This window comes from Embleya sp. AB8 (genome assembly GCF_049739465.1).
Classification (GTDB): domain Bacteria; phylum Actinomycetota; class Actinomycetes; order Streptomycetales; family Streptomycetaceae; genus Embleya.
In genome coordinates this window covers 85,840-110,230 of sequence record NZ_JBMHHY010000034.1, presented here as the reverse complement: position 1 = coordinate 110,230, position 24,391 = coordinate 85,840, and the positions used below count along the sequence as shown (strand labels likewise).

18 protein-coding genes, 1 tRNA gene, 1 other RNA gene and 1 pseudogene are annotated in these 24,391 nt (G+C 67.5%); 16 read left to right on the top strand and 5 right to left on the bottom strand.

Annotated features, from left to right (window positions below; genetic code table 11):
• The first annotated feature begins 2 nt into the window (after window positions 1-2).
• Complete coding sequence (locus ABIA38_RS38215; protein ID WP_424643579.1) at window positions 3-647, top strand: response regulator; 645 nt, start codon at window positions 3-5, stop codon at window positions 645-647.
• A gap of 180 nt (window positions 648-827) precedes the next feature.
• Here the strand turns inward: ABIA38_RS38215 and ABIA38_RS38210 are convergent, their stop codons facing one another.
• Entirely contained in the window at window positions 828-1,697 is an 870-nt protein-coding gene (locus tag ABIA38_RS38210; protein ID WP_424643578.1) for a helix-turn-helix domain-containing protein, read from the bottom strand.
• Between the two features lie 133 nt (window positions 1,698-1,830).
• Here ABIA38_RS38210 and ABIA38_RS38205 point away from each other — a divergent pair, with 133 nt between their 5' ends.
• The 3 genes from ABIA38_RS38205 to ABIA38_RS38195 all read left to right on the top strand — a co-directional run bounded on the left by ABIA38_RS38205 (window position 1,831) and on the right by ABIA38_RS38195 (window position 7,316).
• Window positions 1,831-2,859: an aldo/keto reductase gene (locus ABIA38_RS38205; RefSeq protein ID WP_424643577.1), complete on the top strand. Its 1,029-nt coding sequence runs from the start codon at window positions 1,831-1,833 to the stop codon at window positions 2,857-2,859.
• 432 nt (window positions 2,860-3,291) lie between these two features.
• Window positions 3,292-4,950, top strand: coding sequence for a hypothetical protein (locus ABIA38_RS38200; protein WP_424643576.1), 1,659 nt, complete (start codon window positions 3,292-3,294; stop codon window positions 4,948-4,950).
• Window positions 4,947-7,316 carry a tetratricopeptide repeat protein gene (locus ABIA38_RS38195; RefSeq protein ID WP_424643575.1) on the top strand — a complete coding sequence of 790 codons (2,370 nt, stop codon included), beginning with the start codon at window positions 4,947-4,949 and terminating at the stop codon, window positions 7,314-7,316. Before ABIA38_RS38200 ends, ABIA38_RS38195 begins: the two co-directional genes overlap by 4 nt.
• Before the next feature lie 93 nt (window positions 7,317-7,409).
• Here the strand turns inward: ABIA38_RS38195 and ABIA38_RS38190 are convergent, their stop codons facing one another.
• Both ABIA38_RS38190 and ABIA38_RS38185 read right to left on the bottom strand, forming a co-directional pair.
• Window positions 7,410-8,030 (bottom strand): hypothetical protein, encoded by a 621-nt coding sequence (locus ABIA38_RS38190; protein WP_424643574.1) that lies wholly within the window; start codon window positions 8,028-8,030, stop codon window positions 7,410-7,412.
• A gap of 215 nt (window positions 8,031-8,245) precedes the next feature.
• Entirely contained in the window at window positions 8,246-8,566 is a 321-nt protein-coding gene (locus ABIA38_RS38185; RefSeq protein WP_424643573.1) for a putative quinol monooxygenase, read from the bottom strand.
• Between the two features lie 113 nt (window positions 8,567-8,679).
• Between ABIA38_RS38185 and ABIA38_RS38180 the strand changes: the two genes are divergently transcribed.
• The 6 genes and pseudogenes from ABIA38_RS38180 to ABIA38_RS38155 all read left to right on the top strand — a co-directional run bounded on the left by ABIA38_RS38180 (window position 8,680) and on the right by ABIA38_RS38155 (window position 17,152).
• Window positions 8,680-8,997, top strand: a complete 318-nt coding sequence (locus ABIA38_RS38180; RefSeq protein ID WP_424643572.1) for an ArsR/SmtB family transcription factor — start codon at window positions 8,680-8,682, stop codon at window positions 8,995-8,997.
• A 399-nt stretch (window positions 8,998-9,396) separates the two neighbouring features.
• On the top strand, window positions 9,397-10,605 hold the full coding sequence (locus ABIA38_RS38175) for a Shedu anti-phage system protein SduA domain-containing protein (protein ID WP_424643571.1): 1,209 nt from the start codon (window positions 9,397-9,399) through the stop codon (window positions 10,603-10,605).
• Window positions 10,602-10,919, top strand: coding sequence for a hypothetical protein (locus ABIA38_RS38170; RefSeq protein ID WP_424643570.1), 318 nt, complete (start codon window positions 10,602-10,604; stop codon window positions 10,917-10,919). The genes ABIA38_RS38175 and ABIA38_RS38170 overlap by 4 nt, the downstream gene beginning before the upstream one ends.
• A 1,229-nt stretch (window positions 10,920-12,148) precedes the next feature.
• A pseudogene (locus tag ABIA38_RS38165) lies at window positions 12,149-13,309 on the top strand (IS110 family transposase); the annotation flags it as partial.
• A 1,150-nt stretch (window positions 13,310-14,459) separates the two neighbouring features.
• Window positions 14,460-15,296: a hypothetical protein gene (locus tag ABIA38_RS38160; protein ID WP_424643569.1), complete on the top strand. Its 837-nt coding sequence runs from the start codon at window positions 14,460-14,462 to the stop codon at window positions 15,294-15,296.
• Window positions 15,297-15,655: 359 nt separating this feature from the next.
• Window positions 15,656-17,152 (top strand): serine/threonine-protein kinase, encoded by a 1,497-nt coding sequence (locus ABIA38_RS38155; RefSeq protein WP_424643568.1) that lies wholly within the window; start codon window positions 15,656-15,658, stop codon window positions 17,150-17,152.
• Window positions 17,153-17,474: 322 nt separating this feature from the next.
• Here the strand turns inward: ABIA38_RS38155 and ABIA38_RS38150 are convergent.
• Window positions 17,475-17,562: transfer RNA gene (locus tag ABIA38_RS38150), tRNA-Ser, on the bottom strand.
• A 62-nt stretch (window positions 17,563-17,624) separates the two neighbouring features.
• Window positions 17,625-17,723: signal recognition particle sRNA small type (ffs, locus tag ABIA38_RS38145), an RNA gene on the bottom strand.
• A gap of 113 nt (window positions 17,724-17,836) precedes the next feature.
• Between ffs and ABIA38_RS38140 the strand changes: the two genes are divergently transcribed.
• The 6 genes from ABIA38_RS38140 to ABIA38_RS38115 all read left to right on the top strand — a co-directional run bounded on the left by ABIA38_RS38140 (window position 17,837) and on the right by ABIA38_RS38115 (window position 24,328).
• Window positions 17,837-19,990, top strand: coding sequence for a DNA polymerase III subunit gamma and tau (locus ABIA38_RS38140; protein ID WP_424643567.1), 2,154 nt, complete (start codon window positions 17,837-17,839; stop codon window positions 19,988-19,990).
• Window positions 19,991-20,120: 130 nt separating this feature from the next.
• The gene (locus tag ABIA38_RS38135) at window positions 20,121-20,462 is read left to right on the top strand and encodes a YbaB/EbfC family nucleoid-associated protein (protein WP_424643590.1); all 342 of its coding nucleotides are present in this window, start codon (window positions 20,121-20,123) and stop codon (window positions 20,460-20,462) included.
• Window positions 20,463-20,572: 110 nt separating this feature from the next.
• The gene (recR, locus tag ABIA38_RS38130) at window positions 20,573-21,172 is read left to right on the top strand and encodes a recombination mediator RecR (RefSeq protein WP_424643566.1); all 600 of its coding nucleotides are present in this window, start codon (window positions 20,573-20,575) and stop codon (window positions 21,170-21,172) included.
• Complete coding sequence (locus tag ABIA38_RS38125) at window positions 21,165-21,785, top strand: DUF5063 domain-containing protein (RefSeq protein ID WP_424643565.1); 621 nt, start codon at window positions 21,165-21,167, stop codon at window positions 21,783-21,785. The genes recR and ABIA38_RS38125 overlap by 8 nt, the downstream gene beginning before the upstream one ends.
• A 210-nt stretch (window positions 21,786-21,995) precedes the next feature.
• Window positions 21,996-23,264 carry an aspartate kinase gene (locus ABIA38_RS38120; protein ID WP_424643564.1) on the top strand — a complete coding sequence of 423 codons (1,269 nt, stop codon included), beginning with the start codon at window positions 21,996-21,998 and terminating at the stop codon, window positions 23,262-23,264.
• The gene (locus ABIA38_RS38115) at window positions 23,261-24,328 is read left to right on the top strand and encodes an aspartate-semialdehyde dehydrogenase (protein ID WP_424643563.1); all 1,068 of its coding nucleotides are present in this window, start codon (window positions 23,261-23,263) and stop codon (window positions 24,326-24,328) included. Before ABIA38_RS38120 ends, ABIA38_RS38115 begins: the two co-directional genes overlap by 4 nt.
• Window positions 24,329-24,391 lie beyond the last annotated feature (63 nt).

Below are 24,391 nucleotides of genomic sequence, written 5' to 3'. Positions count from 1 at the left end.
TGATGCGCGTGGTGTTGGCCGAGGACTCGATGTTGCTGCGGGAGGGCCTGGTCCGGCTGTTGGAGGAGACCGGCGCGGAGGTGGTCGCCGCGGTCGGCGACGGGTCGGCGCTGGTCGCCGCGGTCGCCGAACACCGGCCCGATGTCGCGGTGGTCGACGTCCGGATGCCGCCGACGTTCACCGACGAGGGGCTGCGGGCGGCGCTGCGGATCCGGCGGGAGGTGGCGCCGGGCACCGCGATCCTGGTGTTGTCCCAGTACGTCGAGGAGTCCTACGCGGGCGACCTGCTCGCCGACGGCGGCGGCGTCGGCTACCTGCTCAAGGACCGGGTGTCCCGACTCGACGAACTCTCCGACGCGTTGACCCGAGTGGCCGCGGGCGGCACGGTCCTGGACTCGGAGGTGGTCTCCGCCCTGTTCGCCCGGCGACACCGCAACGACCCACTGGGCGCGCTGACCCCACGGGAACGGGAGGTCCTGGGCCTGATGGCCGAGGGACGGCGCAACAGCGCGATCGGACGAAGCCTGGGCCTGAGCGCGGGGACGGTGGAAAAACACATCTCGGCAATCTTCGACAAACTGGCGCTCCCCCCATCATCCGACGACCACAGGCGGGTGCTGGCGGTTCTGGCTTGGCTGCGCGGGTAACTTGGCTGCGCGGGTAATCGGCGACTTCGGTCGCTGACGACTGCCCGCTGCCCGCCGAAGAGCACACCGCGCCGGCTGGCTTGTTTCGACCGCCGAGACCGGGGCGCCGGTGGGGAAGTGCCAACCTCCGTTTTGCCCGCGTTCGTTCTGCTGTTCTGCTGTTCAGCCGTTCATGGCCGGTCAGGCAACACCGTCCATCCGGGCCCGCGTCTCGCTCGACAGCGCAAGTAGGGCCGCCTGGGACGGTGAACCCGGCTCGGCTGCGTACAGCAGCAGCGTCAACTCATCGTCCGACGGCGGCAGTCGCATTGCCTGGAAGTGCAACTCCAGTAGCCCGTACCGCGGGTGCCTGACGTACTTAATGCCGTGCGACTTCTCCTCGACCACCTGCGAATTCCACAACCGGGTGAACTCCGGGCTGCGCTCCAAGAGTTCGCCGACCACCTCGCAGAGTCGCACGCTGTCCGGGGTACGGCCGGCCTCGGCGCGCAGTACGGCGACGACCTCGCGGCGGATCTGCGCCGCTCCCGGGTGGATGGCCTCCGCGTCCGGGTGGAGGAACACGCTTCTGGCGATGTTGCGTTCTTCCGGCGGCAATTGTGCGAAGTCGAGCCCCAAGAGCTCCGCCGGTCGATTCCATGCCAAAACGTCCATGGCGCGCCCGTGGACCACGGCTGCCACACCGTCCATCGCGTCGAGCACGACCTGCAGACCGGGCCGCACGACCTGCGATTCTTCCGGGGCCGGCCGCCGGCCACCGCCGCCGCGTGCCGCCCGGTGGGCCACGTTCCGCAGGTACGTGTGCTCGGTTGTGGTCAACCGCAGCCCGCGGGCGAGGGCATCCAGTACCTCCGGTGAGACGTTCCCGCCGCGGCCCTGCTCGATGCGCGTGTAGTACTCCACGCTGATCCCCGCCAACCGGGCCGCCTCCTCGCGGCGCAGCCCGTGCACCCGGCGCCGTGTCCCGCCGGGCGGTAGTCCGAGTTCGGCCGGGTCGAGGGCCGCCCGGCGGGCCTTCAGGAACGCATTGATATCCGGTTCGGCACGCACCGGGCCATTCTCCGGTATGTCCGATCCAGCCAGGCCCTGCGGGTACCAGGCCTCGCCGGGCCTGGTTGGGGTCCGGCCCGGCAGGCAGGGTCGATTCCGACAGCCGGCGACTACACGGAGACAGGGACCAGTCATGAACCGCAGGATCCTCGGCGGCACCGGCATATCCGTCAGCGAATACACCCTCGGCGCGATGATGCTCGGCGCGTGGGGTACCAAGGACCATGACGAGGCCGTCCGCATCGTGCGTACCGCCCTGGACGCGGGCATCAACACCATCGACACCGCCGACATGTACTCCGACGGCGAGTCCGAGGTGATCGTCGGGAAGGCCCTCAAAGGCCGTCGGGACGATGTCGTCCTCGCCACCAAGTTCCACAACCCGATGGGTCCGGACGCCAACCAGCGCGGCAACTCCCGCCGCTGGATCGTCCGCGCGGTCGAGGACAGCCTGCGCCGCCTGGACACCGACCGGATCGACCTCTACCAGGTGCATCGCCCCGACCCGGACACCGACATCGACGAAACCCTGTCCGCGCTGTCCGACCTGGTGCGCGCCGGCAAGGTTCGGGCGATCGGCTCGTCCACGTTCCCGGCCGCGGAGATCGTCGAGGCCCAGTGGGTCGCCGAGAAACGCGGTCATGTCCGCCTGCGCAGCGAGCAACCGCCGTACTCGATCCTGGCCCGTGCCATCGAGCGGGACGTGCTGCCCACCGCGCAGAAGTACGGGATGGGCGTGCTCACCTGGAGCCCACTCGCGGGCGGCTGGTTGTCGGGCAGGTACGGCGGCCCGGACGGCGCGACCCCGGCCGAGGCCACCCGCTCGAACTTCCTGCCGCAACTGTTCGACACCGGCCTGCCCGGCAACGCGGCCAAGCTCACCGCGGTCACCGAACTGAAGAAGGTGGCCGCCGACGCCGGACTGACGTTGCCCGCGCTCGCCACCGGCTTCGTCCTCGCACACCCCGCGATCACCTCCGTGATCATCGGCCCGCGCACCCACGACCAGCTCACCTCGCTGCTGGACGCGGCGGGAACGGTGTTGAGCGGCGACGTCCTCGACCGAATCGACGAGATCGTCCAACCGGGCACCGACCTGAACCACGACGTCACCCACTACGACCCACCCGCACTCAAGGACAAGACGCTGCGCCGCCGTTGACGCGAACTCCCGGCAGCACCTTGGGCATGCCCGGTGGCCGGCGGGGACCGGCCGCCTCGTTTTTCCGCGAAGCGCGCCCCCTGCCCTCCACGAGCGGGATCTGCCGGCAAAACACGACGCTCGACGAACCGACCCCGAGTCCCCGTATTTGCCGCAACTCCTGTTTGCCGCCGAGCGGTTCGCCGGCCCAGTTGCCCTGAGCCCAGTTCTCGTGTGTCTGCCGGAGACCCGGCCCAGGAGACGACGTCAGCCCGGATCGTCGACAACCCGACCTGGCGCATATGTCCGGGCGGCGAGACGCTCTCCAGCGGGAACGGCCCGACATGGCCTCTGCCCTCAAGTCCCGGGCTTCTTGGCCTGCTTGTCGACGTTTCCTGGAATGCCGCGATCGAGCCCGGCGCGATACGTCATCCTTGCGTCCGGGAGGGGGACATGGACAAAGCATCGAGAAGGAAGCAGGAACAGCAGGCGCTGAGCGCAACCTCGGGTGCCACGGTCCGAACCGGGTGTGGTGGTGACCCGCGAGCACTGGGCCAGGAGGCGCTCGGGCGACTGTTGCGCTCGAACGCGCCAGGGAGGCTCAGTCTGGCCGGCGCCTACGCGTTCGGTTACGGCGAGCTGGGATACGCCCAAGTGAAGGGGACTGGTCCGGACTGGTACCACGAGATCGACCCATTGGACGCGCTGTTCCTGGGGACCTTCTGGCCCGGGAAATTTCGTGACGAGTTCGAGTTCGCCAATGCGCGTGACGCGTGGCTGCGTCTTCTGCGGGGCACCGTGCACGGGAAGGGCATCCAGCGCTTCGTACGCGAAGTCGTCTCGACGAGCGAGGAGCTGGGGATCCCGGTGAACGACGGGAGCCTGATGTTGGCGCTCGCCGGCAGGCTTGAAGCGGCCGGACTCGACCAGCGCCGCCTGCCCCGGAGGTTGCTGCCCGGGGCGGCCCTCCAGGGCCGCCGCGCGGTGTGTGGGCCGGCCTTGGATCTACAGCTCCCAGGCCCGCCGGAGGACGCGAAGGAGCAGGTCGGGCGATTCTGGAGGAAAACGACGGAGAAGTCGTGGGCCTACGACACCCCTCAGGCCGTTCTCCGCGCCGGACTGCGCCGGTTCCAGGATGCCGGGTTGGCTGTGGAACAGGAACTCGGAGTGTTGCTGCCGGCCTTGTACGCGGCGCTCATGGCGAAGCCAGGGGAACCTCTGGAAGACATGGGTGAACACGCTTGGGCGTGGGCGCTTTCCGTGGACGAGGCATCGACGCTGGTGCCGGTGCTCGACATCCTCCTTGTCGCTCCCGAACTGGGGATGTCCGTCGCCGAGACGCTCGGGCACCTCTTCGCCGTGCCCGCGTTCACCGAGCCGATCCCTTCGGATGCCCTGCTGTGGACCAGCTCTCCCGGTCTCGCCCTGTCGCGCCTGGCCTTCGAGCTGGGTATTCCCGAGGTGTCCATGCGGGAATCGGTGGTCACCCCGGACCTGTTGGATTGGCTGGGTATGCGTATCAGAATGCGCCTGAGCGCCGCCGTCCGCGAGAGTGCCGACGATCTTGAGGAGAGCGACAGCACCGACAGTGCGGATGGCACGGACGGCACGCTAGAGGAGTCCGGCGAGCGATGGGCCGAGCGACGTAAGGCTGTGCGTGAGGCGGTGCTGTACAAGGTCCGCAAGAAGTCCGTCGAAGCGGAGTCCATGCACCGCCGGTTCGACCGTTCCGTCGAGCGCATCTGGAACGCGGACGGTAGTTCTGTGGTGCGGATCTCGACCGACAGCCCGCACGGACAAAGGTTGCGGGCGGCTCTGGAAGGCCAACTAGTCGCCTTCCGGGAGAAGTTCGGCCGTGAGCCGGGACCGGGTGATCCGGTGTTCTTCGACCCGGATGCCGACCAACCCACCGGTCTCACCAAGGCGTACTTCGACGACATGATGCTGGACATGGCGGAGCGTGCGATCGAGATGGGGATCGATCCCGCGTTCTTCCATGCCTCGCGCGAGGTCGGGTACGTGGTCACCGCGGAAAACAGGAGCGCGTTCACAACCGCAGAGGTGCTCGCCTTCGACAGGGCTCTGGCCCGGCACCGGCAGGCCCGGGGATGACGGACAGGACCGAGAATCGCATCAGCGGCGGAGTCTTCTTCGGCGTCGTCGTCCAAGGGCGGACCATCACCCTGACGCTCCCGGACCGCCCGGATCCCGCGCTTGCCGGACTTCCCCGGCGGTCGGCCACCTTCGCGGGGCGCCGCCCCCAACTGGAACAGGTCCTCGTTGCCTTGGCCCCGGCAGCTCCGGGTGCGACGGCCGGCACTTTGGTGGTGACCGGGCTCCCCGGGACGGGCAAGACCGAACTCGTGCTCCAAGCCGCCCACCGAGCGCTGCGGGAAGAGGGCTGGTTTCCTGGCGGGGTTCTCTTCGTCGATCTGTACGGTTACGACACCAAGCGCAAGGTGTCACCGAATCGGGCGCTCGGTACTCTCTTGCGGGCGCTCGGCATCCCTCCCGAACACATTCCTCCCAGGATCGAGGAACGCGCGCTCATCTACCGTTCCGCGCTCGGCGCACTGGCCTCTGCCGGGCGACGGGTCCTGGTCATCCTGGACGACGTACCGGCCACCGGCAAGATTCGCCATCTCCTGCCGAGTGACGGGAGCACAGCCACGCTCGTGTCCTCGAGGCACTCCCTCGCCGAATTGGACGCGCCGGCGCTGACGTTGCGGGCGCTGCCCGCTGCCGAGGGCCGGGAGTTGCTGGGTGAAGCCCTCCACACGGCCTTGCCCGAGGACTCCCGGGCGGCGGTCGAGGCCGGGGAGGCCGATCGGCTGGTCGCACTGTGCGGCGGCTTGCCGCTGGCCCTGCGCATCCTGGCGTCCTTGCTCGTGGACGTGCCGGCTCGACCTCTGTCCCACCTCCGCCGAGACCTCGAGGACGCGCACTCCAGACTCTCCGTGCTGAGTCGGGAGCAACGCGCCGTGACCGCAGCCTTCGAGCTGTCCTATCGAAAGCTCACCAAAGACCAGGCCAAGCTCTTCCGGCTGATCTCCGTGCATCCCGGGCCGGACTTCTCCACCGAGGCCGCAGCCCAGTTGTACGGGGAGAGCGTCAAAGAAACCGAACGGCTGTTGCTGGACCTGGCCCGTCGACACATGGTCGACCCACGAGAACCGTACGGCCGCTGGCAGCAGCACAGTCTCGTACAGCTGTACTCATGGGAGCAGCTCACGGCGGGCGGCGACGACTCCTGGAGGGAGGGGCTCGGACGTCTGCTCGTTTACCTCCACAAGATGACCACCTTGGCACGCGAAACACTTTTCGTCCCGTTGGCATCGCGCTCCGCAGCGGAGCCCCGCTTCAACGATCGAGCCGCCGCGCTGCAGTGGCTGGAGGCCGAGCGACACACCCTGGTCGCTGCTGCCATCTGGGCCCACGAGGTTGGCGACGATCTGATGTGCCTGGCCTTGGCGGTGCCCGTCTCGCAATTCCTGATGGAGACGCGCTACTTGGAGGATGCCGAGCGGGTACTGAACGCGGCCATCCGGTCGAGTCGAAGGCGCAAGGACAGTTATCGCGAGGCTTCTCTGCTGAGTTCCCTCGGTGTGGTGCTTGGGGACAAGCGCAAGCTGCGCAAATCCATTCGCACGCACTACAAGGCCATCAAGATCTGTCGGAGGCTGAAGAAGCGCCAAGCCCTGGGCAGTGCGCTCAACAATCTCGGGCTCTCGCTCTATGAGCAGCGCGAGTTCGAACAGGCCGAAGCGGCCCACGCCGAAGCTGCGCGGCTGTTCAAGCACACCGGCGACCGGAGCGGAGCGGCGCGCGCTCTGAGCAACATCGGCGAAGCACTGTCCGAGCTGGGCCGTGTGAAGGAAGCTGCCCGCGCTCTCCGCAAGGCCGCGAAGAGCTTCCGAAAACAGGGCGATCTGCGTGGTTACGCCCAGGCTCTGGGCAGCCTCGCCAAGGTAACGCGCAACGATGGCGAGGCTGTGCAGGCCGTGGGGCTGCACAAGCGCGCGCTGGACCTGGCCGACGGCTTGGTCATGCCTCATGAAAGGGCGGTTGAACTGTCCAACTACGCCGCCACACTGACCGTTGCCGGAGAGTTCGAGGCGGCTCTCGCTGCGCAGCAGGAGGCACTGAGAACCTTCAAACGCCTGGGCGACTGCCTTGGCGAGGCAAGGACCTTGGGCAACATGGCCTGCACACGCCAGATGCAGGGCAAGTGGAACAAGGCGGTGCGGCTGCACACCCTCGCCCTGGAGGCATTTCTCGAGGGCAAGGACGATCACGGTCTGGCCGCCGAACTGGGGAATCTCGCGGTTGCACTTCTTCACCAGGGCTGCAACACCGAGGCTCTCGAGAACCTGGAGCTTGCCGCCGACCTGTATCAGCGGACCGGGGACCCGGCGAGGGCCATCGACACGCTCGACTACGTCGACCGGGTGCGAAGGCGAATCGGAGTCGGCCTGTGACCCCGTCGAGAGCCGGCCGAGGAAGCCGACGGGCCCGACTTTGCCGCGACCGCGTTATGGGGCCGGTGTGCTTCGGGCCACGGAAGCCTGCCGCTATGCCGCCGCCGTCCGGTTCGGCGAGGGGTGTGCCCGGCGGTGGTGGTGGCGGGTGGCGATGCGGGCGAGGAGGTTGTCGGTGCTCAGCGGATGCCGGTCGGTCGTGGCCAGTTGGAGCATGCCGGCGGCCAGTGCGAACACGCAGTAGTGGAACTGTTCGGAGGCCGGCCGCGAGACGGTCATCGAGATGCCGAAGGACAACAGCAGACCTGCCGCGCCCAGTGCCGTCCATCGGAGCCGGATCCCGAACAGCAGCGCCAGGCCGAGGGTGGTCTCGGCGATGGTCGCAAGCACCGCGAGGGTCGGTGCGGCTCCCGATGGCAGGAAGGAGGCGACCTGCCGCGTGTACGTGGTGAAGTGCGCGAAGTCGCCCCACGTCACACCCGGTGTGCCCGGTCCGCCGAACGCACCGAACCGGGCGCCGACCGAACGCAGGAAGTCGCCGGCCATCAGGGCCCGGATCGGGATCCCCAGCCACGGACGCCGGCCGGACGCCGCGGCGAATCCGCCGAGCAGGACCAACACGGCTACTCCGAACACGTCGGCCCCGTGGGTGAGGAGCCAGATCGACTGGACGGCGAGTGTTGCCCACAGGGAGGCAAGGACACAGCGCTTCACAACAGCTCTCCAGGGTCATGGGTCGTGGGTCGTGGGTCGCGGGTCGTTCTGCGGGCAAGAGGAGCCCGTACGGCCCGACGTTCCTGTGAGCGCGATCACCCTGTCGGGATCCCATGACCAAGCCGTACGACTCGCGGCGCAGGCCGGGTGCGCGGCGCGGCATCGACGGAGGCGGTGCGCCGATTCGCCGCCCGGCCGCACCGCGACGGCTGTGGTCAGGCCCGGTCGGCGAGTTCGTATGGGCTGTGCATGGCGAGGTAGCGGATTTCGAGGTCGGTCGTCAGGTAGTCCATGCGGCTCTCCCAGAACGCCCGCATGTGCGGCAGCTCCAAATGGGCGTCCAGGTCCGCCCGGGTGCGCCATGCCTCGTAGAAGACGAAGACGCCGGGTTCGTCGTGGTCTTCGTGAAAGTGGTACTCCAGACAACCGGATTCCCGTCGGGTGGGGGCGACGAACGAGAGCAGCAACTGCTTCAACTCCTCCGCGCGCTCGGGCCTGGGCCGGGCGATACCGACGAGCGTGAACGGCTGGGTCATGGACTTCTCCTCCGCTGGGTACCGGCGTACTAGGTACGATCAGATTCGTACCTAGCGGAAGTTAGCAAGCACTTCAGGTACGATGCAAGTCGTACCTGAAGGAGGTGTGTCGGATGGCCGACGACGAGGGGCACCCGGAGGTCGGCGAGATCGAGCTCGGCAGGGTGCTGTCGGCGCTCGCGGACCCGCTGCGCCGCCGGGTCGTACGCGAACTGGCAGCCGAGCCCGACGGCACGGCGAGGACGTGCAGTTCCTTCGAACTCCCGGTGTCGAAGGCGACCGTCACGCACCACTTCCGCGCCTTGCGCGAGGCCGGCCTGGTGCGCCAGGTGGACCGAGGCAACAGCCGCATGGCCACGCTGCGCCGCGCCGACATCGAACAGCGCTTCCCGGGACTCCTGACCATCCTGACCGACGAACCCGAGGCGTGACGCCTGACGCTCGATGCCCGACGCCGGTACACCGCCACGGCAACCGCAACGACGTCGGCCCCGACCATCGAAATGGTCGGGGCCGACGTCTTGCCTGTCAGGGCCGGCGGAGGATACGAGATTCGAACTCGTGAGGGGGTGAACCCAACACGCTTTCCAAGGGATCGCGCGCTGGTACGGCGAGCCTCACCAACGTCCTGACCTGCTCCGAAGCGCCCGACTGGTCAACCGCTGAACTCCTCCGTATGCCCATGAACGCAACCAGAATTGCAACCAGGACGGATCGCCGAACTGGTTGCATTGGAGCAGGTGAGGGCCCTTCCGAGGGCGGAGTAGCCGCAACTGCTCGCTGTGGACATCACCGGCATGAGTGTCGTCGCCTGGCCCTAGGGTGACCGCATGGTGACGTTCCGATCTGGATCCACGCTGCGGCGCATGGTCGAGGCATCAAGGGAGTTGGCGGAGCAGCCGAGCGTGCTGGAGCGCATCGAAGCTGTGCTGCGCATCATGGGGGCGGACCGTACGTACGGGAAGGGCAGGCCATTGGTGGATGCCCTGGAAGGCGTATCGCGAGAGGCCATCCTGCATGGGGATTTCGAACTCGCACAGCGTTTCCAGCGGTTCGCCGGCTATGCGGGAGGAGAACTGTTCCTCGAAGTCGTGGAGACATACTACGACGACGAGGCGCGGCAGCGCAGTGAGGAATTTATGCGGAGGCTGGCTGCGCTCGGCGCTGACCGGGCGGTCGCCGTTCTTGACGCGCTTTGTCGTGACAACCCCGACGCGACCGCTGCCAACGCCCGTGATCTTTTCAAGGGGATCACTCAGTCCGTCGACCACCTGGGTCTTGGGAACGGCGATGGTGGCATCCAACTGTCCACTCGGGAAGTGAGGCGACTCCAGCAGTACGGGCACATGGAAGTGCTCCTTCGCTCCTTGCCCAACTTGGCATCTGCGGAAGCGACCCGATTGATGGGTGATGTTCTGGCGGATGCCGACGCGGGTCTACTGGCCCAGTTTCTCGAACTCAAGGCAAGGCAGGCCGCGTTGGCGGACTTGCGGGCTGCGGTGGAGGATCCGGTCAGCTCCGAGAGTGCCCTCCACGCCTGCCTGAAGAATCAGGCGTGGATCTTCGGTGGGGCCTACGTTGCCGAGTTGGCGCGACGTCAGTACACCCCGGACACGATCCTGGATATTCCACTCTTGCGTGCTGACGGGTCACTGCACGTCGTTGAACTCAAACGCGCCTGCATAAGCAACTTGGTCGTCAGGCTCAACGGCCACCTGATGCTCGGCGCGCCGGCACATCGCGCCGTCTCCCAGTCGCAGAACTATCTTCGAACCTTGGACGAGAACCGGAGAACCATCCTGACAACCCACGGTGTCGACACTCGTAGAGCCTCGGCCACTGTCGTAATCGGCCATTCCCGGTACGTGAGTGGGGGGATCACCTGTCGGGAGGTCTCGGAGACGCTGCGCACCTACAACACGCATGCCACTCGCATAGAAGTGATCACGTATGAGACCTTGCTGGATTCGGCAGCAAGGATGCTGGCGCTTTCGTCGACGCAGCAATCCTCCGACGCGGCCGAGGAGTCCGACGCATGAACGATGCACGTCCCGAGATTGAGCAACTCTTGGCTGACTTGTGCGGTGGCTCGATCACTGCCGATGACTACGTGGGCTATTTCCTGAACGAGTACGGTGAGGAGCTAGTCTTCGCCCAGCGTCAAGGCGACAGGACGGCGCGGCTCTGGCACGGCGATGCGGAATGGCAGATGTTCCACGTCGGCGACGACTCGATACGAGTCGGCCATGTCATGGACGGGATGATCACCGTTGGCGGCCTCATCATCAATCAGCCTGAAGCGACATGGCTGTCCTCCTGCCTGGCCGCGTCCCGCCACTTGCGTATGCAGTAGCGAGGACAAGTGAGGGCGGATGCGCCCGCTGGCCTGGACCAAGCGTCCTTCGACATGCTCAGTTGCGGTTTCACCGAAGTTCACCCCATCGCTGAGTCGCTTAAGGCGAGCTGCACCATGAAGGGTGAAATTTGCCGTAAATGTCCCATGTAAATGGGACCAGAACCGCGCCCAAGACGACGTCAGCCCCGACCGGCGAACCGATCGGGGCTGACGTTTTTCCTGTTCAGGCTGGCGGAGGATACGAGATTCGAACTTGTGAGGGGGTGAACCCAACACGCTTTCCAACCGTTCGGCTGAGTGTTCAGGAATGCGCGGGAGAGTTCTGACCTGGGGCGTGGCACCGAGAGCCAAGACCGCGGACGCTGTCGTACGCGGGTGAATGCCACCAGAACTGCAACCAGGACGTGGTGCGACTCCGCTGGGCGGAGTGTCGGCTGGTCCGGTACCGATAGTGTCCGGCGAGGGTCCTGGGAACTCTCTGTTGCCCACGGCCGGGTGGGTCCTGATGGCGAATCTGCAGGCGACTGGTCCGTGCAGGGGTTCAAACGGTGCGCAGGCCGTACACGGCTTCGGAGCCCACGTATGGAGCCCTCTTGCGGCACTCGCCGCGATCCGGGCGGGCGGGCCCGGGATGACGGCACGGGCCACACTGGGTGTAGGAGGGTGTCTCCAGGCTTCCGCACGCGAGGGTCGGGGCGCTGGGTTGTTCGGAATCGAAGACCGGACACGTGGGGCCACCACGTCGGAGGTCACGCCGTCGCGGCCGAATGCGGCCGTTGCGACCCCCGAGGGAGAGCTGTGAACCCGGTTGAGCGTCGGCGAACGAGATCAGGTCAGCTGCCTATTGAAGGCATGAATGAGCGCCGGTTGGTGCTTCGGTCAGCGGTCGATCACGACATGGATGGCCATCACTGAGCTGGCCAGGGGTATCGAGTCGCCCAGTGCCCGGCTGACTTGCCTTGGACCACGCGGTTCTTCGGTGATACACGGCGTCTCAGTGGTCCCTACCTTGTTGATCGGGCAAGGCGAGCCATTCGTAGGGTTCTCCCACCCAGGGGTGTCGGGTGTGGCTTTCAGTGGTCTGCCGATGGTGGCTTCGTACGATTTGCCGCCCGACACCCCGCGACGACTCGGCCGCTGATTGGGAACTGCGATTCGGTCGCTGTGTAGGGACTCGACGGCGAGGTCGTCTGCGGGACAACGAACCGACGAACCACGGAGAGCGCGTGACGAGGATCCGGGCCGGGGTGGACGCGGGCAAGACCCACCACCACTGTGTGGCGATCGACGAGAGCGGCAAACGGCTGCTCTCGCGCCGGGTCGCCAACGACGAGCCGGTACTGCTCGACCTGGTGGCCGACGTCCTGGCCCTGGGCGAGGACACCGTGTGGGCCGTCGACCTCGCAAACGGCGCCGCGGGTTTGCTCATCGCACTGTTGGTCAACCACGACCGGCACCTCCTCTACATCCCGGGCCGCGTGGTCAACCGGGCGGCCGACGGCTAGCGGAGCGAGGGCAAGACCGACGCGAAGGACGCGGCGATGATCGCCGACCAGGCCCGCGTCCGCCGCGACCTGCACCCACTGCGGCCCGGGGACGAGCTCACCGTCGAACTGGCGCTCCTCACCGCCCACCGCATGGACCTCGCCGCCGACCGCACCCGTGCGATCAACCGCCTGCGAGCCCTGCCGACTGGCGTATTCCCTTCCCTGGAGCGGGAGTTGGACCTCACCAACGCCGGCCCGTTGGTTCTTCTGACGGGCTAGCAGACCCTGGCGGCGATCCGCCGCGTCGGTGCCCGGCGGCTGGAGACATGGCTGCGCAACCGCAAGGTCCGCGGCGCCGCACAACTCGCCGCCGGCGCCGTCGCGGCGGCCGAGCGTCAACACACCGCCGTTCCCGGCGAGGAGCCGACCGCGCATCTGGTGCGCACGCTCGCGAGGGAGGTGACGGCCCTCAACGCGCGGATCGCCGAGACCGACAAGCTCGTCGAGGGCCGGTTTCGCGAGCACGAACACGCCGCCGTGATCGCGAGCATGCCCGGCATCGGGCCCCTGCTCGGCGCCGAGTTCCTCGCCGCGACCGGCGGCGACATGACCGCGTTCGCCACCCCGGACCGCCTCGCGGCCTTCGCCGGCGTCGCCCCGGCCCCACGCGACTCCGGGAAGATCAGCGGCAACCTGCACCGCCCACAGCGCTACAACCGGCGCCTCCAACGCGTCTTCTACACCTCCGCGCTGATCAGCATCCGCTGCTGCGACGAGTCCCGCCGGTTCTACGACCGCAAACGGGCCGAGGGCAAACGACACACCCAGGCCGTCCTCGCTCTGGCCCGCCGCCGCGTCAACGTCCTGTGGGCCCTGCTGCGTGACGGACGGTGCTACCAGGCCACCACCCGTCACCCTCGCCGCTTGACAACAAGATTAGGAATCGTCGATGCGCTGTTTATTCAGTCGGAAAAGCTTGTTCGTCCCGGCGAAGTCGATCCCGTGGATGGTGCGGTCCGTGTCCTGAAGCGCACTTGGTGCCAGTGTGGAGGTAGGCGAGGTGCTTGCCGCCCTGTTGCTCGGTCTGAGACCGAGAGGTGGGCGTGCCGCGCCTCGTGAGTGTGGTCAGGCTGGTTGCCCCGGCCCAGGCGAGCACGTGTGTGGACGAGTCCTATGCGTTGATGTCTTCGATCACGCACGGGCGCGACTCGCCGGGCCTTGCATGTTTGCCCTCCACGTCACCTGCTCTGTTCCAGGGTTTCGCCCGAGAATCGGAGAGCGGACTTCGGTATTCCGGTTTGCGGCGATGCGATCCCTCGGCACTTGCTTCCTGTGCGTCGTCCCTCTCGAAAGTTCGATCGGCAGCGGGGCTCCGTGCATATGCCGAGGTCAACAACTGTATGTGATCGATGAGCCGTCAATACAGAGCTGTCCGACAGACTGCTTCGAGGAGGTCACGGGCGACCCGACGGCGCGCCATCTCACGGGCACTCACGCGTGAACACTTGCACGCCGGTTTGGCCAAGTCGCCCCGGGATCTCCTCGGTGGGCTGGCGATGGCAAGTTCGTTTTGCCTGACGGTTTGACGTAACTTGACGCCGGATCTGGCCAACTCGCGGCAGTAGCAAGGGGTATGGCCCTAGGCTGCTCAAGCGTTGAGGGGCTGACCTGCGGTTGTGGAGGGCTCATGGCAAGGCACGCAAGCATGGCTGATGGGGACCCCCACGGGGAGTTGGTCGGTGCGCTTGTGGAACTCCGTCGTGGGGCCGGGCGGCCGAGCCTGCAGGACATCAGTCGGAGTGCCCGTCGGTCCAAGCTTCCGGAGGCTCCCAGTCACGAAACAGTCCGCAAGGTACTGCGCGGCGAGTCAGCTCCTTCATGGTGGCTCATCATCGAGTCCATCGCGTTTGGCTTTGGCGGCGAATTGCGTGCCACCGCGCGATCCACAGGGAGTAAGCGAGGAAATCCTCCGGCTATGACAGGCCGCGACAGACGGTGATTAATCCGCCATGATGTGAAAGCATCCTCCCGTTGAAATCAAGGAACAGACTTGTATACAGAAGTTCTCATGGTGACACCGGAACTCGCAAAGGCGTGGCTCAAGCAGAATGCCATGAACCGCCCTTTGAGTCGCCAGACGGTTGCTCACCTGGTCCGCGCGATCGAGCGTGGCGAATGGCAACTTACTCATCAAGGCATCGCGTTCGACCAGGACGAGACCTTGCTCGATGGTCAGCATCGTTTGGCTGCCGTGGTGAAGTCGAATCTGGCGGTCCAGATGGCGGTGACGCGCGGCGTCTCTCGATCGGCTTTCACGGTCATGGACACCGGTCGGAAGCGCACAGGGCGAGACGCTCTCACGCTGGCCGGAGAAACTAACAGCACTCACCTCGCCGCTGCTCTGCGAGGGCTCCACTTGTACCTCAACCAGCCCGATACGTCATGGTCGGGTGGCTCCACTGGAATTACCAATGACCAGTTGCTTCGCGTATTGGAAGAACATCCGGGTATGCGCGATGCAATCAATCATGGCCTCATCTTGAATCGAGCCATTAAGATTACGGTGACAGCCTCCGCGATTGGTTGGTACGTCACCGCAAAAGAGCGACCCGATATCGACCCGGCTGACTGGCTTGCGAAGTTGGTGAGTGGTGCGGGCCTAGCTGTGGGGGATCCGCGGCTTACCTTCAGGAATACAATGATGGGGCTGGCCGCCGGACAGCGGCATCGTCGGAGTGATGACTCCCGGGAGTATCTGCTTTACTATTTGAAGGCATGGAATGCCTGGGTGGAGGGGCGCGAGCTGAAACTCCTCCGACGATCTCCCAAGGAGCAGATGCCAAAGGTTACGAAAGTCAGTCACCAACCTTTGTACCTTAGTAGCTGAAGCGCGGAGGAGCAGCCGCACCGCCAAATCGCGTGTCGGCCCACGCGGAGTCGGATGGCGTGCACCGGTTCCGTCATGGATCGGTGGAGCTAATTTGGGCCGGAGTCGCCTTTTGGCGCGAGTGACCATGGCTCCGTAAGTTTCCGGCGCGTCGGGAGGTCCGTGGACCTGCTCAGTAACGCACGACGTTCGGACATGTCCAAAGCCGTGGACCCGACCTCCCCCACCGAGATGGCCCTGAGTTCAGTCGGAGCCGCCTGGTGGCAGTTCCGTGCCTACGGAATCCAGCCCGGATACCAAGCGGACTCCGTGATTCACTTATCAGTTGGGAACCCATGTAGTGGTGGTCGTCGGGGGCGATGCTGATGCGGGTTGTGGCGGATCGTTATGCGTTGGTGCGGTTGGTTGGGCGCGGTGGGATGGGCGAGGTATGGGAAGCCCATGACCGGGTGATTGCGCGGCGGGTCGCGGTGAAACTGATGACCCACGATCGGCGTGCTGCTCCCGCCGCCGCTGAGTTGTTCCTTCGCGAGGCGCGCACTGCGGGCGCACTCAACCACCCTGGCGTTGTCACCATGCACGACGCCGGCCAGGATCCAGTCGACGGCACGTTGTTCCTGGTGATGGAGTACGTCGACGGGCAGGACCTGGCGACCGTGCTGCGAGAGGACGGCCCACCGCCTGTACCGAACGCGGTCGACTGGGCAGCGCAGATCCTCTCCGCGCTCGCGCGTGCGCACGACGCGGGCGTCGTCCACCGGGATCTGAAGCCTGCCAACTTGATGCTGACCGCCGAAGGCCGGATCAAGATCCTCGACTTCGGTATCGCCCGGTTTGTGCAGGCCGCAACAGTGGCGAGCGCGGTCATGGGGACTCTGGCGTACATGGCGCCCGAACGGTTCGACGCTCAACCCGGCGATGCCCGCTCGGACCTGTACTCCTTCGGCTGCGTGCTACACGAACTACTCACCGGACAGGTCCCCTTCGACACGACCGGCCCCGTATCGGCGATGCAGGCCCACCTGAACAGGTACCCCGCCCCGCCTAGCCTACGGCGACCCGGAGTGCCGTCTGCCCTTGACGACCTCGTCGTCAGTTTGCTGGCCAAGACCCCAGACGCGCGTCCCGGCAGCGCTCACGAGGTCCTGGGCAGCCTATCCGCCCATTCCGCTGCGACCAGGACTGTCCGCAGCACCCTGAAACCGCCTTCCTCTCCGACTGGGCCAATGGGCAGCAGCACAGCCGACCGGCCTTTCGAGGCATCGTGGACAGGCGGGAAGGGAGAACCTGCTGGCCAGTTCAGCCAGTACGCCGGCTCGGGGCGCGGGTTGCTCCTGACGCTGGCGATCATCATGGTTGCGGTTCTAGTGACGAAACCCGTATGGCTGTGGGCTATTACCTGTGGCGGCATCGAGCTGGCTCTCGTGCTCATTTGGTGGGGTGGCCGGCGGAAGGCGATCCGGCGCCTGCAGGGAAAGCTGTGTTCCAGGACGGTGCGTGTCGGGTCCGAGGGCATCAGCGCCGAGGATCCGACCAGGACCGTGGCCTTGCGCTGGTCCTCGATCGCGGAGGTCGGTCTCTTCTACACCGATGCCGAGGCCGGCACCTGCCACTTGCTCGCACTTCACGTCAGGCTCCACCACCCGGAGTCAGAGCACGCTGTCGTACAGTCCGTCGTCCGGTCCGGCCCCATCGGATGGCCACAGCCTTGGGACGACTACGACCGGTTCGACAACCGGGATGACTGGTTGCCTGTGTGCGTCTTCGGCCCTCTACCTGACCACCGCCAAGCCCACATGAGGAATGCGGTGACCGCCTTCGCGAAACGCCCGCTGGAGATCGATGAGAGCGGGTGATTCCGGGCCGACAGGTGCGGCGGGCCGTTTGTCCGTCTCGAGCCGTGACGCTTGGGTGCGTGAGCACCTCTGCTCACGCACCCGGGGGACATGACTACGCCACTCAGATGACCGTGGAAGGCACCTTCTTGCTGAGGTAGCTCTTGAAGGCTTTGTGGATCTCTGAACGTGCCGCCGGTTCGAGGCGTATGGGGCGAAGTCCAGACCTACGGAGATGTATTTAGCCGTATATGTCCGAAATAAATGCAACCAGAACTGCAACCACAACGACGTCAGCCCGGACCATCGAAGTGGTCCGGGCTGACGTTTTGCCTGTTCAGGCTGGCGGAGGATACGAGATTCGAACTCGTGAGGGGGTGAACCCAACACGCTTTCCAAGCGTGCGCCCTAGGCCACTAGGCGAATCCTCCGTGCGGAAGCTTACAGGAGGTCCGTGGGTGCTTGTGCACCCGTATTCGACTGGGCTGTGGGATGCAGTGAACCCCCCGTGCACCCGGCAGAGCCTCCCTATCCTTGCTGCCTTCCGGCCCTGGGGAGGTTCAGGAGGATACCGCCGCACGGGGGGTCCGGCGCCTACAGTACCCGACCCGGGTCGGTGTTCGGGCACGGGTGGGTGCACGTGGGTACGAGTGGACCCGGTCCGGCGTTCCGCGTCTGTCCGCTCGCCCGGCTATCGTCGGGGGCGTGTCGCTCGCCCTCTACCGTCGCTACCGCCCCGAGACCTACGCAGAGGTCATCGGACAGGAGCACGTGACGGAACCCCTCATGCAGGCCCTGCGGAACAACCGTGTCAATCACGCCTATCTGTTCAGTGGGCCGCGAGGGTGTGGCAAGACCACCAGCGCGCGCATTCTCGCCCGGTGCCTCAACTGTGAGCAGGGGCCCACGCCCACGCCCTGTGGCGAGTGTCAGTCGTGTCGGGATCTCGGGCTCGGCGGGCCCGGCAGCATCGATGTGATCGAGATCGACGCGGCGTCCCACGGTGGTGTGGACGACGCGCGTGATCTGCGCGAGAAGGCGCACTTCTCGCCGGTGAGTTCGCGCTACAAGATCTACATCATCGACGAGGCCCACATGGTCACGTCGGCGGGCTTCAACGCGCTGCTCAAGGTGGTCGAGGAGCCGCCGGAGCACCTGAAGTTCATCTTCGCGACCACCGAGCCGGAGAAGGTGATCGGGACCATCCGGTCCCGGACCCACCACTATCCGTTCCGGCTCGTGCCGCCCGGTGTGCTGCGCGATCACCTCGCCTCGGTGTGCGAGACCGAGGGGATCAGGGTCGAGCCCGCGGTGTTGCCCCTGGTGGTGCGGGCCGGCGCCGGGTCGGTGCGGGACTCGATGTCGGTGATGGACCAGTTGCTCGCCGGAGCCACCGACGACGGTGTCACCTACGCGATGGCCATCTCGCTGCTCGGGTTCACCGACCGGTCGCTGCTCGACGACGTCGTCGAGGCGTTCGTCGCGCAGGACGGGGCGGCGGCGTTCGAGCTGGTCGACCGGGTGATCGAGGGGGGCTACGACCCGCGCCGGTTCGTCGCCGACCTGTTGGAGCGGCTGCGCGACCTGGTGATCCTGGCCGCCGTGCCGGACGCGGCGGACAAGGGCCTGATCGACGTGCCGGCCGATCAGCTGGAGCGGATGGTTCGGCACGCCGCCGAATTCGGCCGCGCCGGGCTCACCCGCGCCGCTGACATCGTCAACACCGGCCTCACCGAGATGCGCGGCGCCACCGCGCCCCGGTTGCAGCTGGAGCTGATCTGCGCCCGGGTACTGCTGCCCGCGGTCGACGCCGGCGAACTGGGCCTGCAGACGCGCCTGGAACGCCTCGAGCGCCGCGTCTCCGTCGGCGGCCTCCCCGCGGCGCCCGCCGCGCCCGGCCCGGACCACGCCCGCGCCGAAACACCGGCGCCCACGCCGACCCGCTCGCACCAGGCCGCGCCACCGGTCCAGGCCCAGGCCCCGACCCAGGCCCCCGTACCGGCCCCGCCGACCGCAGCGCCCCCCGTACCGCAGCCCCCCCAGCCCCAGCAGGCCAACGCCCCCGCCCCCGGCGCCTGGCCCCAGGCCCGCACCGCCGGCTCCGGCCCGCCCCCCGCCACCCCCCAGCAGCCGCAGCAACAGCCGCAGCAGCCGCAACAGCCACAGCAACAGCAGGCCACCGCACCGGCACCCGCCCCTGCCGCCCCCGCCCAACCCACCGGCGACGTCGCCCGCGTACACGAGATGTGGCCGCGGATCCTGGACGCCGTCCGGGGTCGCAACCGGGTGGCCTGGATGTTGCTGCAGACCGTCACCGTGGCCGGGTTCGACGGCGCCACCCTGACCCTCGCGTTCGAGCAGGCCGGCGCCCGCGAGGGCTTCCGCAGCGGTGGTCGGGACGAGATCGTCCGCCAGGCCGTCCTGGACGCGTTCGGCTTCGACTGGCGGATCGACTGCGTCGTCGCGGGCGAGGCCGGTGCCGCCCCCGCCCGCCGCCCGGCCGCGCCGGCCCCGGCACCGACTCCGGCCCCGATGCCCGCCACCCCGCCCCCCGGCGCCTGGCCCGGCAGCCCACCCCCGTCGGCCGCCCCCACCCCGCCGCCGCCCCAGGCCCCACCCCGCCCCCCGGCCGCCGCAGCACCCCCGGCGCCGGCCCCGGCCGCCCCGCAGCCGCCCCCCGCGCGCCCGCAACCCCAGCAGTCCGCCCCCCCGCCGCCGCCCGAGCCGGACTTCGACATCCCCGAGGACTTCGGCCGCTACGACGACGAGGACCTCGCCGACGACGGCGGCCAGTCCACCCACGAACTGCTCGCCCGCGAGCTCGGCGCGACGATCATCGACGAGTCGCCGACCACCTGACCTCCGCGATGCGCGCCGTCGCCGCGCATCGGCCCCGCCCGGAGCCGTAGGCTCGACCGCAGGACGGACGCGGGCGAGCGTGCCGCCCGAGGCGGTGGAAGGCCGCGTCCGTGCGACGAAGGGTGTCCAGGTGTTTCCCGGTGGTGGCCAGCCCGACATGCAGCAGTTGTTGCAGCAGGCACAGAAGATGCAGCAGGACCTGATGGCCGCGCAGGAGGAGCTCGCGCGCACCCAGGTGAGCGGGAGCGCCGGCGGTGGCCTGGTGACGGCGACCGTGTCGGGGGCCGGCGAGCTGCTGGCTCTGGAGATCTCGCCGTCCGCGGTGGATCCTGAGGACACGGAGACCCTCGGCGATCTGATCGTCGCCGCGGTGCGCGATGCCAACCGCGCGGCCCTGGAGATGCAGTCCCAGTTGATGGGCCCGCTGGCCCAGGGCATGGGCGGCGGCCCGCTGGGCCTGCCCGGGTTGTGAGTCGGAAACCCGGTCCGGGCGAACCCGAAGCCATACAGTCACACCGACACACAGCCACGACGGTCGACGGCCGAGCCGACCCGGACCAAGAGCGAGCAGGGAGACGGTAGGTGTACGAAGGCGTCGTACAGGACCTCATCGACGAGCTGGGCCGACTGCCCGGTGTGGGGCCGAAGAGCGCGCAACGCATCGCCTTCCACCTCCTCGCGGCCGACCCGGCCGACGTCCGCCGCCTCGTACACGCGCTGGTCGAGGTCAAGGACAAGGTGCGGTTCTGCGTCACATGCGGCAACGTGGCGGAGTCGGAGCAGTGCCGGATCTGCCTCGATCCGCGACGCGACGTCGCGGTGATCTGCGTGGTCGAGGAGTCCAAGGATGTCGTGGCGATCGAGAAGACCCGCGAGTTCCGGGGCCGCTATCACGTACTCGGCGGCGCGATCAGCCCGATCGAGGGCGTGGGCCCCGACGACCTGCGGATTCGTGAGCTGATGACCCGGCTCGCGGACGGCACGGTGACCGAGCTGATCCTGGCCACCGACCCGAACCTGGAGGGAGAGGCGACCGCGACGTATCTGGCGCGCCTGTGCAAGCCGATGGGTCTGCGGGTGACCCGGTTGGCCAGCGGGCTGCCGGTGGGGGGCGATCTGGAGTACGCCGACGAGGTCACGCTCGGGCGTGCCTTCGAGGGGAGACGACTGCTCGATGTCTGACGACCTGAACGAATTCACCAGCGAAATCGCGGACCAGATCAACAGCTTCGTCCTGGCCGTCACCGAGGTGGCCAAGGGCGAGGAGCCGGAGCAGGCGGTGTCGATGCTGCTCCTGGAGGTCTCGCAACTGATGCTCGCGGGCGGCCGGCTCGGCGCGATCGCCGACATCGTGCCCGACGACCGTTTCGAACCCGACTCGGGCCCCGATCCGGACGTCGACGCGCTGCGTTCGGCGCTGTCCCGGCTGCTCGAGCCGATCGACGTGTACTACGAGGTGTTCGACCCGTACGTACCCAAGTCCAAGCCGGTCGCCGCCCGGTTGTCGGACGACGTCGCCGACGTGGTCGCCGACCTCGCGCACGGGCTGGCCCATCATCGGGCCGGGCGCAGTCGGGAGGCCCTGTGGTGGTGGCAGTTCTCGTACCTGTCCAACTGGGGCGCGACCGCCAGCGCCGTGCTGCGCGCGTTGCAGTCGGTGGTGTCGCACGCCCGCTTGGACGATCCGATCATGGAGAGCCTGGATCCGGCCGGTCAGGCGCTGGCCGACGAGTTGGTCGACGAACTCGCCGAGCAGCTCGACGAGGCCGTGGTGCTGGGCGGGCCGCACACCTGAGCGCCGTGAAAGCACGCGGAAGGTGCCGGGAAGGCGCGCGGAAACCGAGTAATTCGGACGAATCGCGAGTGTGCCCCGGTCCCGACATGGGCGTTCGGTTCCGACTGCCCGCTTAGTGATATGTACGTCTCACAATGTGAATAACGTTTTGACCACTGTGCGGCCTAGTTAGACTGTGTCGACCGCACAGATATCAAGCGAGGAGCGCACGTGGGCCTTGTCGTGCAGAAGTACGGCGGCTCCTCCGTCGCCGATGCCGAGGGCATCAAGCGCGTGGCCAAGCGAATCGTCGACACCAAGAAGCAGGGCCACGAAGTGGTCGTGGTGGTGTCCGCGATGGGCGACACGACGGACGAGCTGATCGATCTGGCGCAACAGGTGAGCCCCATCCCTTCCGGGCGCGAGCTGGACATGCTGCTCACCGCGGGTGAGCGGATGTCGATGGCGCTGTTGGCGATGGCGATCAAAAACCTGGGCGTCGACGCACGGTCGTTCACCGGCAGCCAAGCCGGGGTGATCACCGACGCGGTCCACAACAAAGCGCGCATCATCGATGTGACGCCGGGTCGGATCCGCTCCGCGCTCGACGAGGGTGCGATCGCGATCGTGGCCGGCTTCCAGGGGGTGTCCCAGGACACCAAGGACATCACCACGCTCGGCCGCGGCGGCTCGGACACCACCGCCGTCGCGCTGGCCGCCGCGCTCGAGGCCGAGGTCTGCGAGATCTACACGGACGTGGACGGCATCTTCACCGCCGACCCCCGTGTGGTGAAGAAGGCCCGGAAGATCTCCCGGATCAGCTACCAGGAGATGCTCGAACTGGCCGCGAGCGGCTCCAAGGTGCTGCACCTGCGGTGCGTCGAGTACGCCCGCCGCTACGACATGCCCGTGCACGTGCGGTCGTCCTTCTCGGGACTCGTCGGCACTTGGGTGACGGATGAACCCGAAGGGGACGACATGGAGCACGCGATCATCTCCGGGGTCGCCCACGACACCAGCGAAGCGAAGATCACGGTGGTCGGGGTCCCGGACAAGCCGGGCGAGGCGGCCAAGATCTTCCGCCTGGTGGCGGACAACGAGATCAACATCGACATGATCGTGCAGAACGTCTCCGCGGCCTCCACGGGCCGCACCGACATCTCCTTCACGCTGCCGATGTCCGACGGGCAGAGCGCGATGACCGCGCTGACCAAGGCCCAGGCCGAGATCGGCTTCGAGTCGCTGCGCTACGACGACCAGATCGGCAAGATCTCGCTGGTCGGCGCCGGCATGCGCTCGCATCCGGGCGTGACCGCCAAGTTCTTCGAATCGCTCACCGGCGCGGGGGTGAACATCGAGCTGATCTCGACCTCCGAGATCCGCATCTCGGTGGTCTGCCGCGCCGATGGCGTCCCGGCCGCAGTACAGGCCGTGCACACCGCGTTCGGTCTGGACGACCAGTCCGGCGAAGCCGTCGTCTACGGAGGTACCGGCCGATGACCCGCAAGGACAAGCCCACCCTGGCCGTGGTCGGCGCCACCGGCGCGGTCGGCACGGTGATGCTCGAACTGCTCTCCACCCGCCAGGACGTGTGGGGCGAGATCCGGCTGATCGCCTCGGCGCGCTCCGCGGGCAAGAAGCTGGTCGTGCGCGGCGAGGAGGTCGAGGTCGTCGCGCTCAGCGAGGAGTGCTTCGAGGGTGTGGACGTCGCGATGTTCGACGTGCCCGACGAGGTCTCCGCGCACTGGGCGCCGATCGCCGCGAGCAAGGGCGCGGTCGCGGTGGACAACTCCGGCGCGTTCCGGATGGACCCCGAGGTCCCGCTCGTGGTGCCCGAGGTCAACGCCGCCGCGGCGCGGGTGCGCCCGCGCGGCATCATCTCCAACCCCAACTGCACGACGCTGACCATGGTCGTCGCGCTGGGCGCGCTGCATGCCGAACTGGGCCTGAAGGAACTGACGGTCGCGTCCTACCAGGCCGCGTCCGGCGCCGGGCAGCCCGGGGTGGACGCGCTGCGCGAGCAGATCGGCAAGGTCGCGGGCAGCCAGACGCTGGGCACCCAGCCCGGCGATGTGCGCCGCGCGGTCGGCGACTTCGGCCCGTTCCCGGCGCCGCTCGTGCTCAACGTGGTGCCGTGGGCCGGCTCGCTCAAGGACGGCGGCTGGTCGTCCGAGGAACTCAAGGTGCGCAACGAGTCGCGCAAGATCCTGGGGTTGCCCGACCTGAAGGTGCACACCACGTGTGTGCGCGTCCCGGTGATCACCACGCACTCCCTCGCGGTGCACGCCGTGTTCGAGAACGAGGTCTCGGTCGCCCGCGCGCACGAGATTCTGGACGGTGCTCCCGGGGTGGTGCTGTGTGACGACCCGGAGAACGGCGAGTTCCCGACGCCGGCCGACGTGGTCGGTACCGACCCGACCTGGGTCGGCCGGGTGCGCCGATCGCTCGACGACCCGTTCGCGCTGGACATGTTCATGTGCGGGGACAACCTGCGCAAGGGCGCGGCGCTGAACACCGCCCAGATCGCCGAGGTCGTCGCCGCCGAGCTGATCGAGCGGGACTAGGTCGCCCGTCGCGGACCGATACGGCAGCCGGTGCCTCCGGGGGTGGGGGCACCGGCTGCCGCA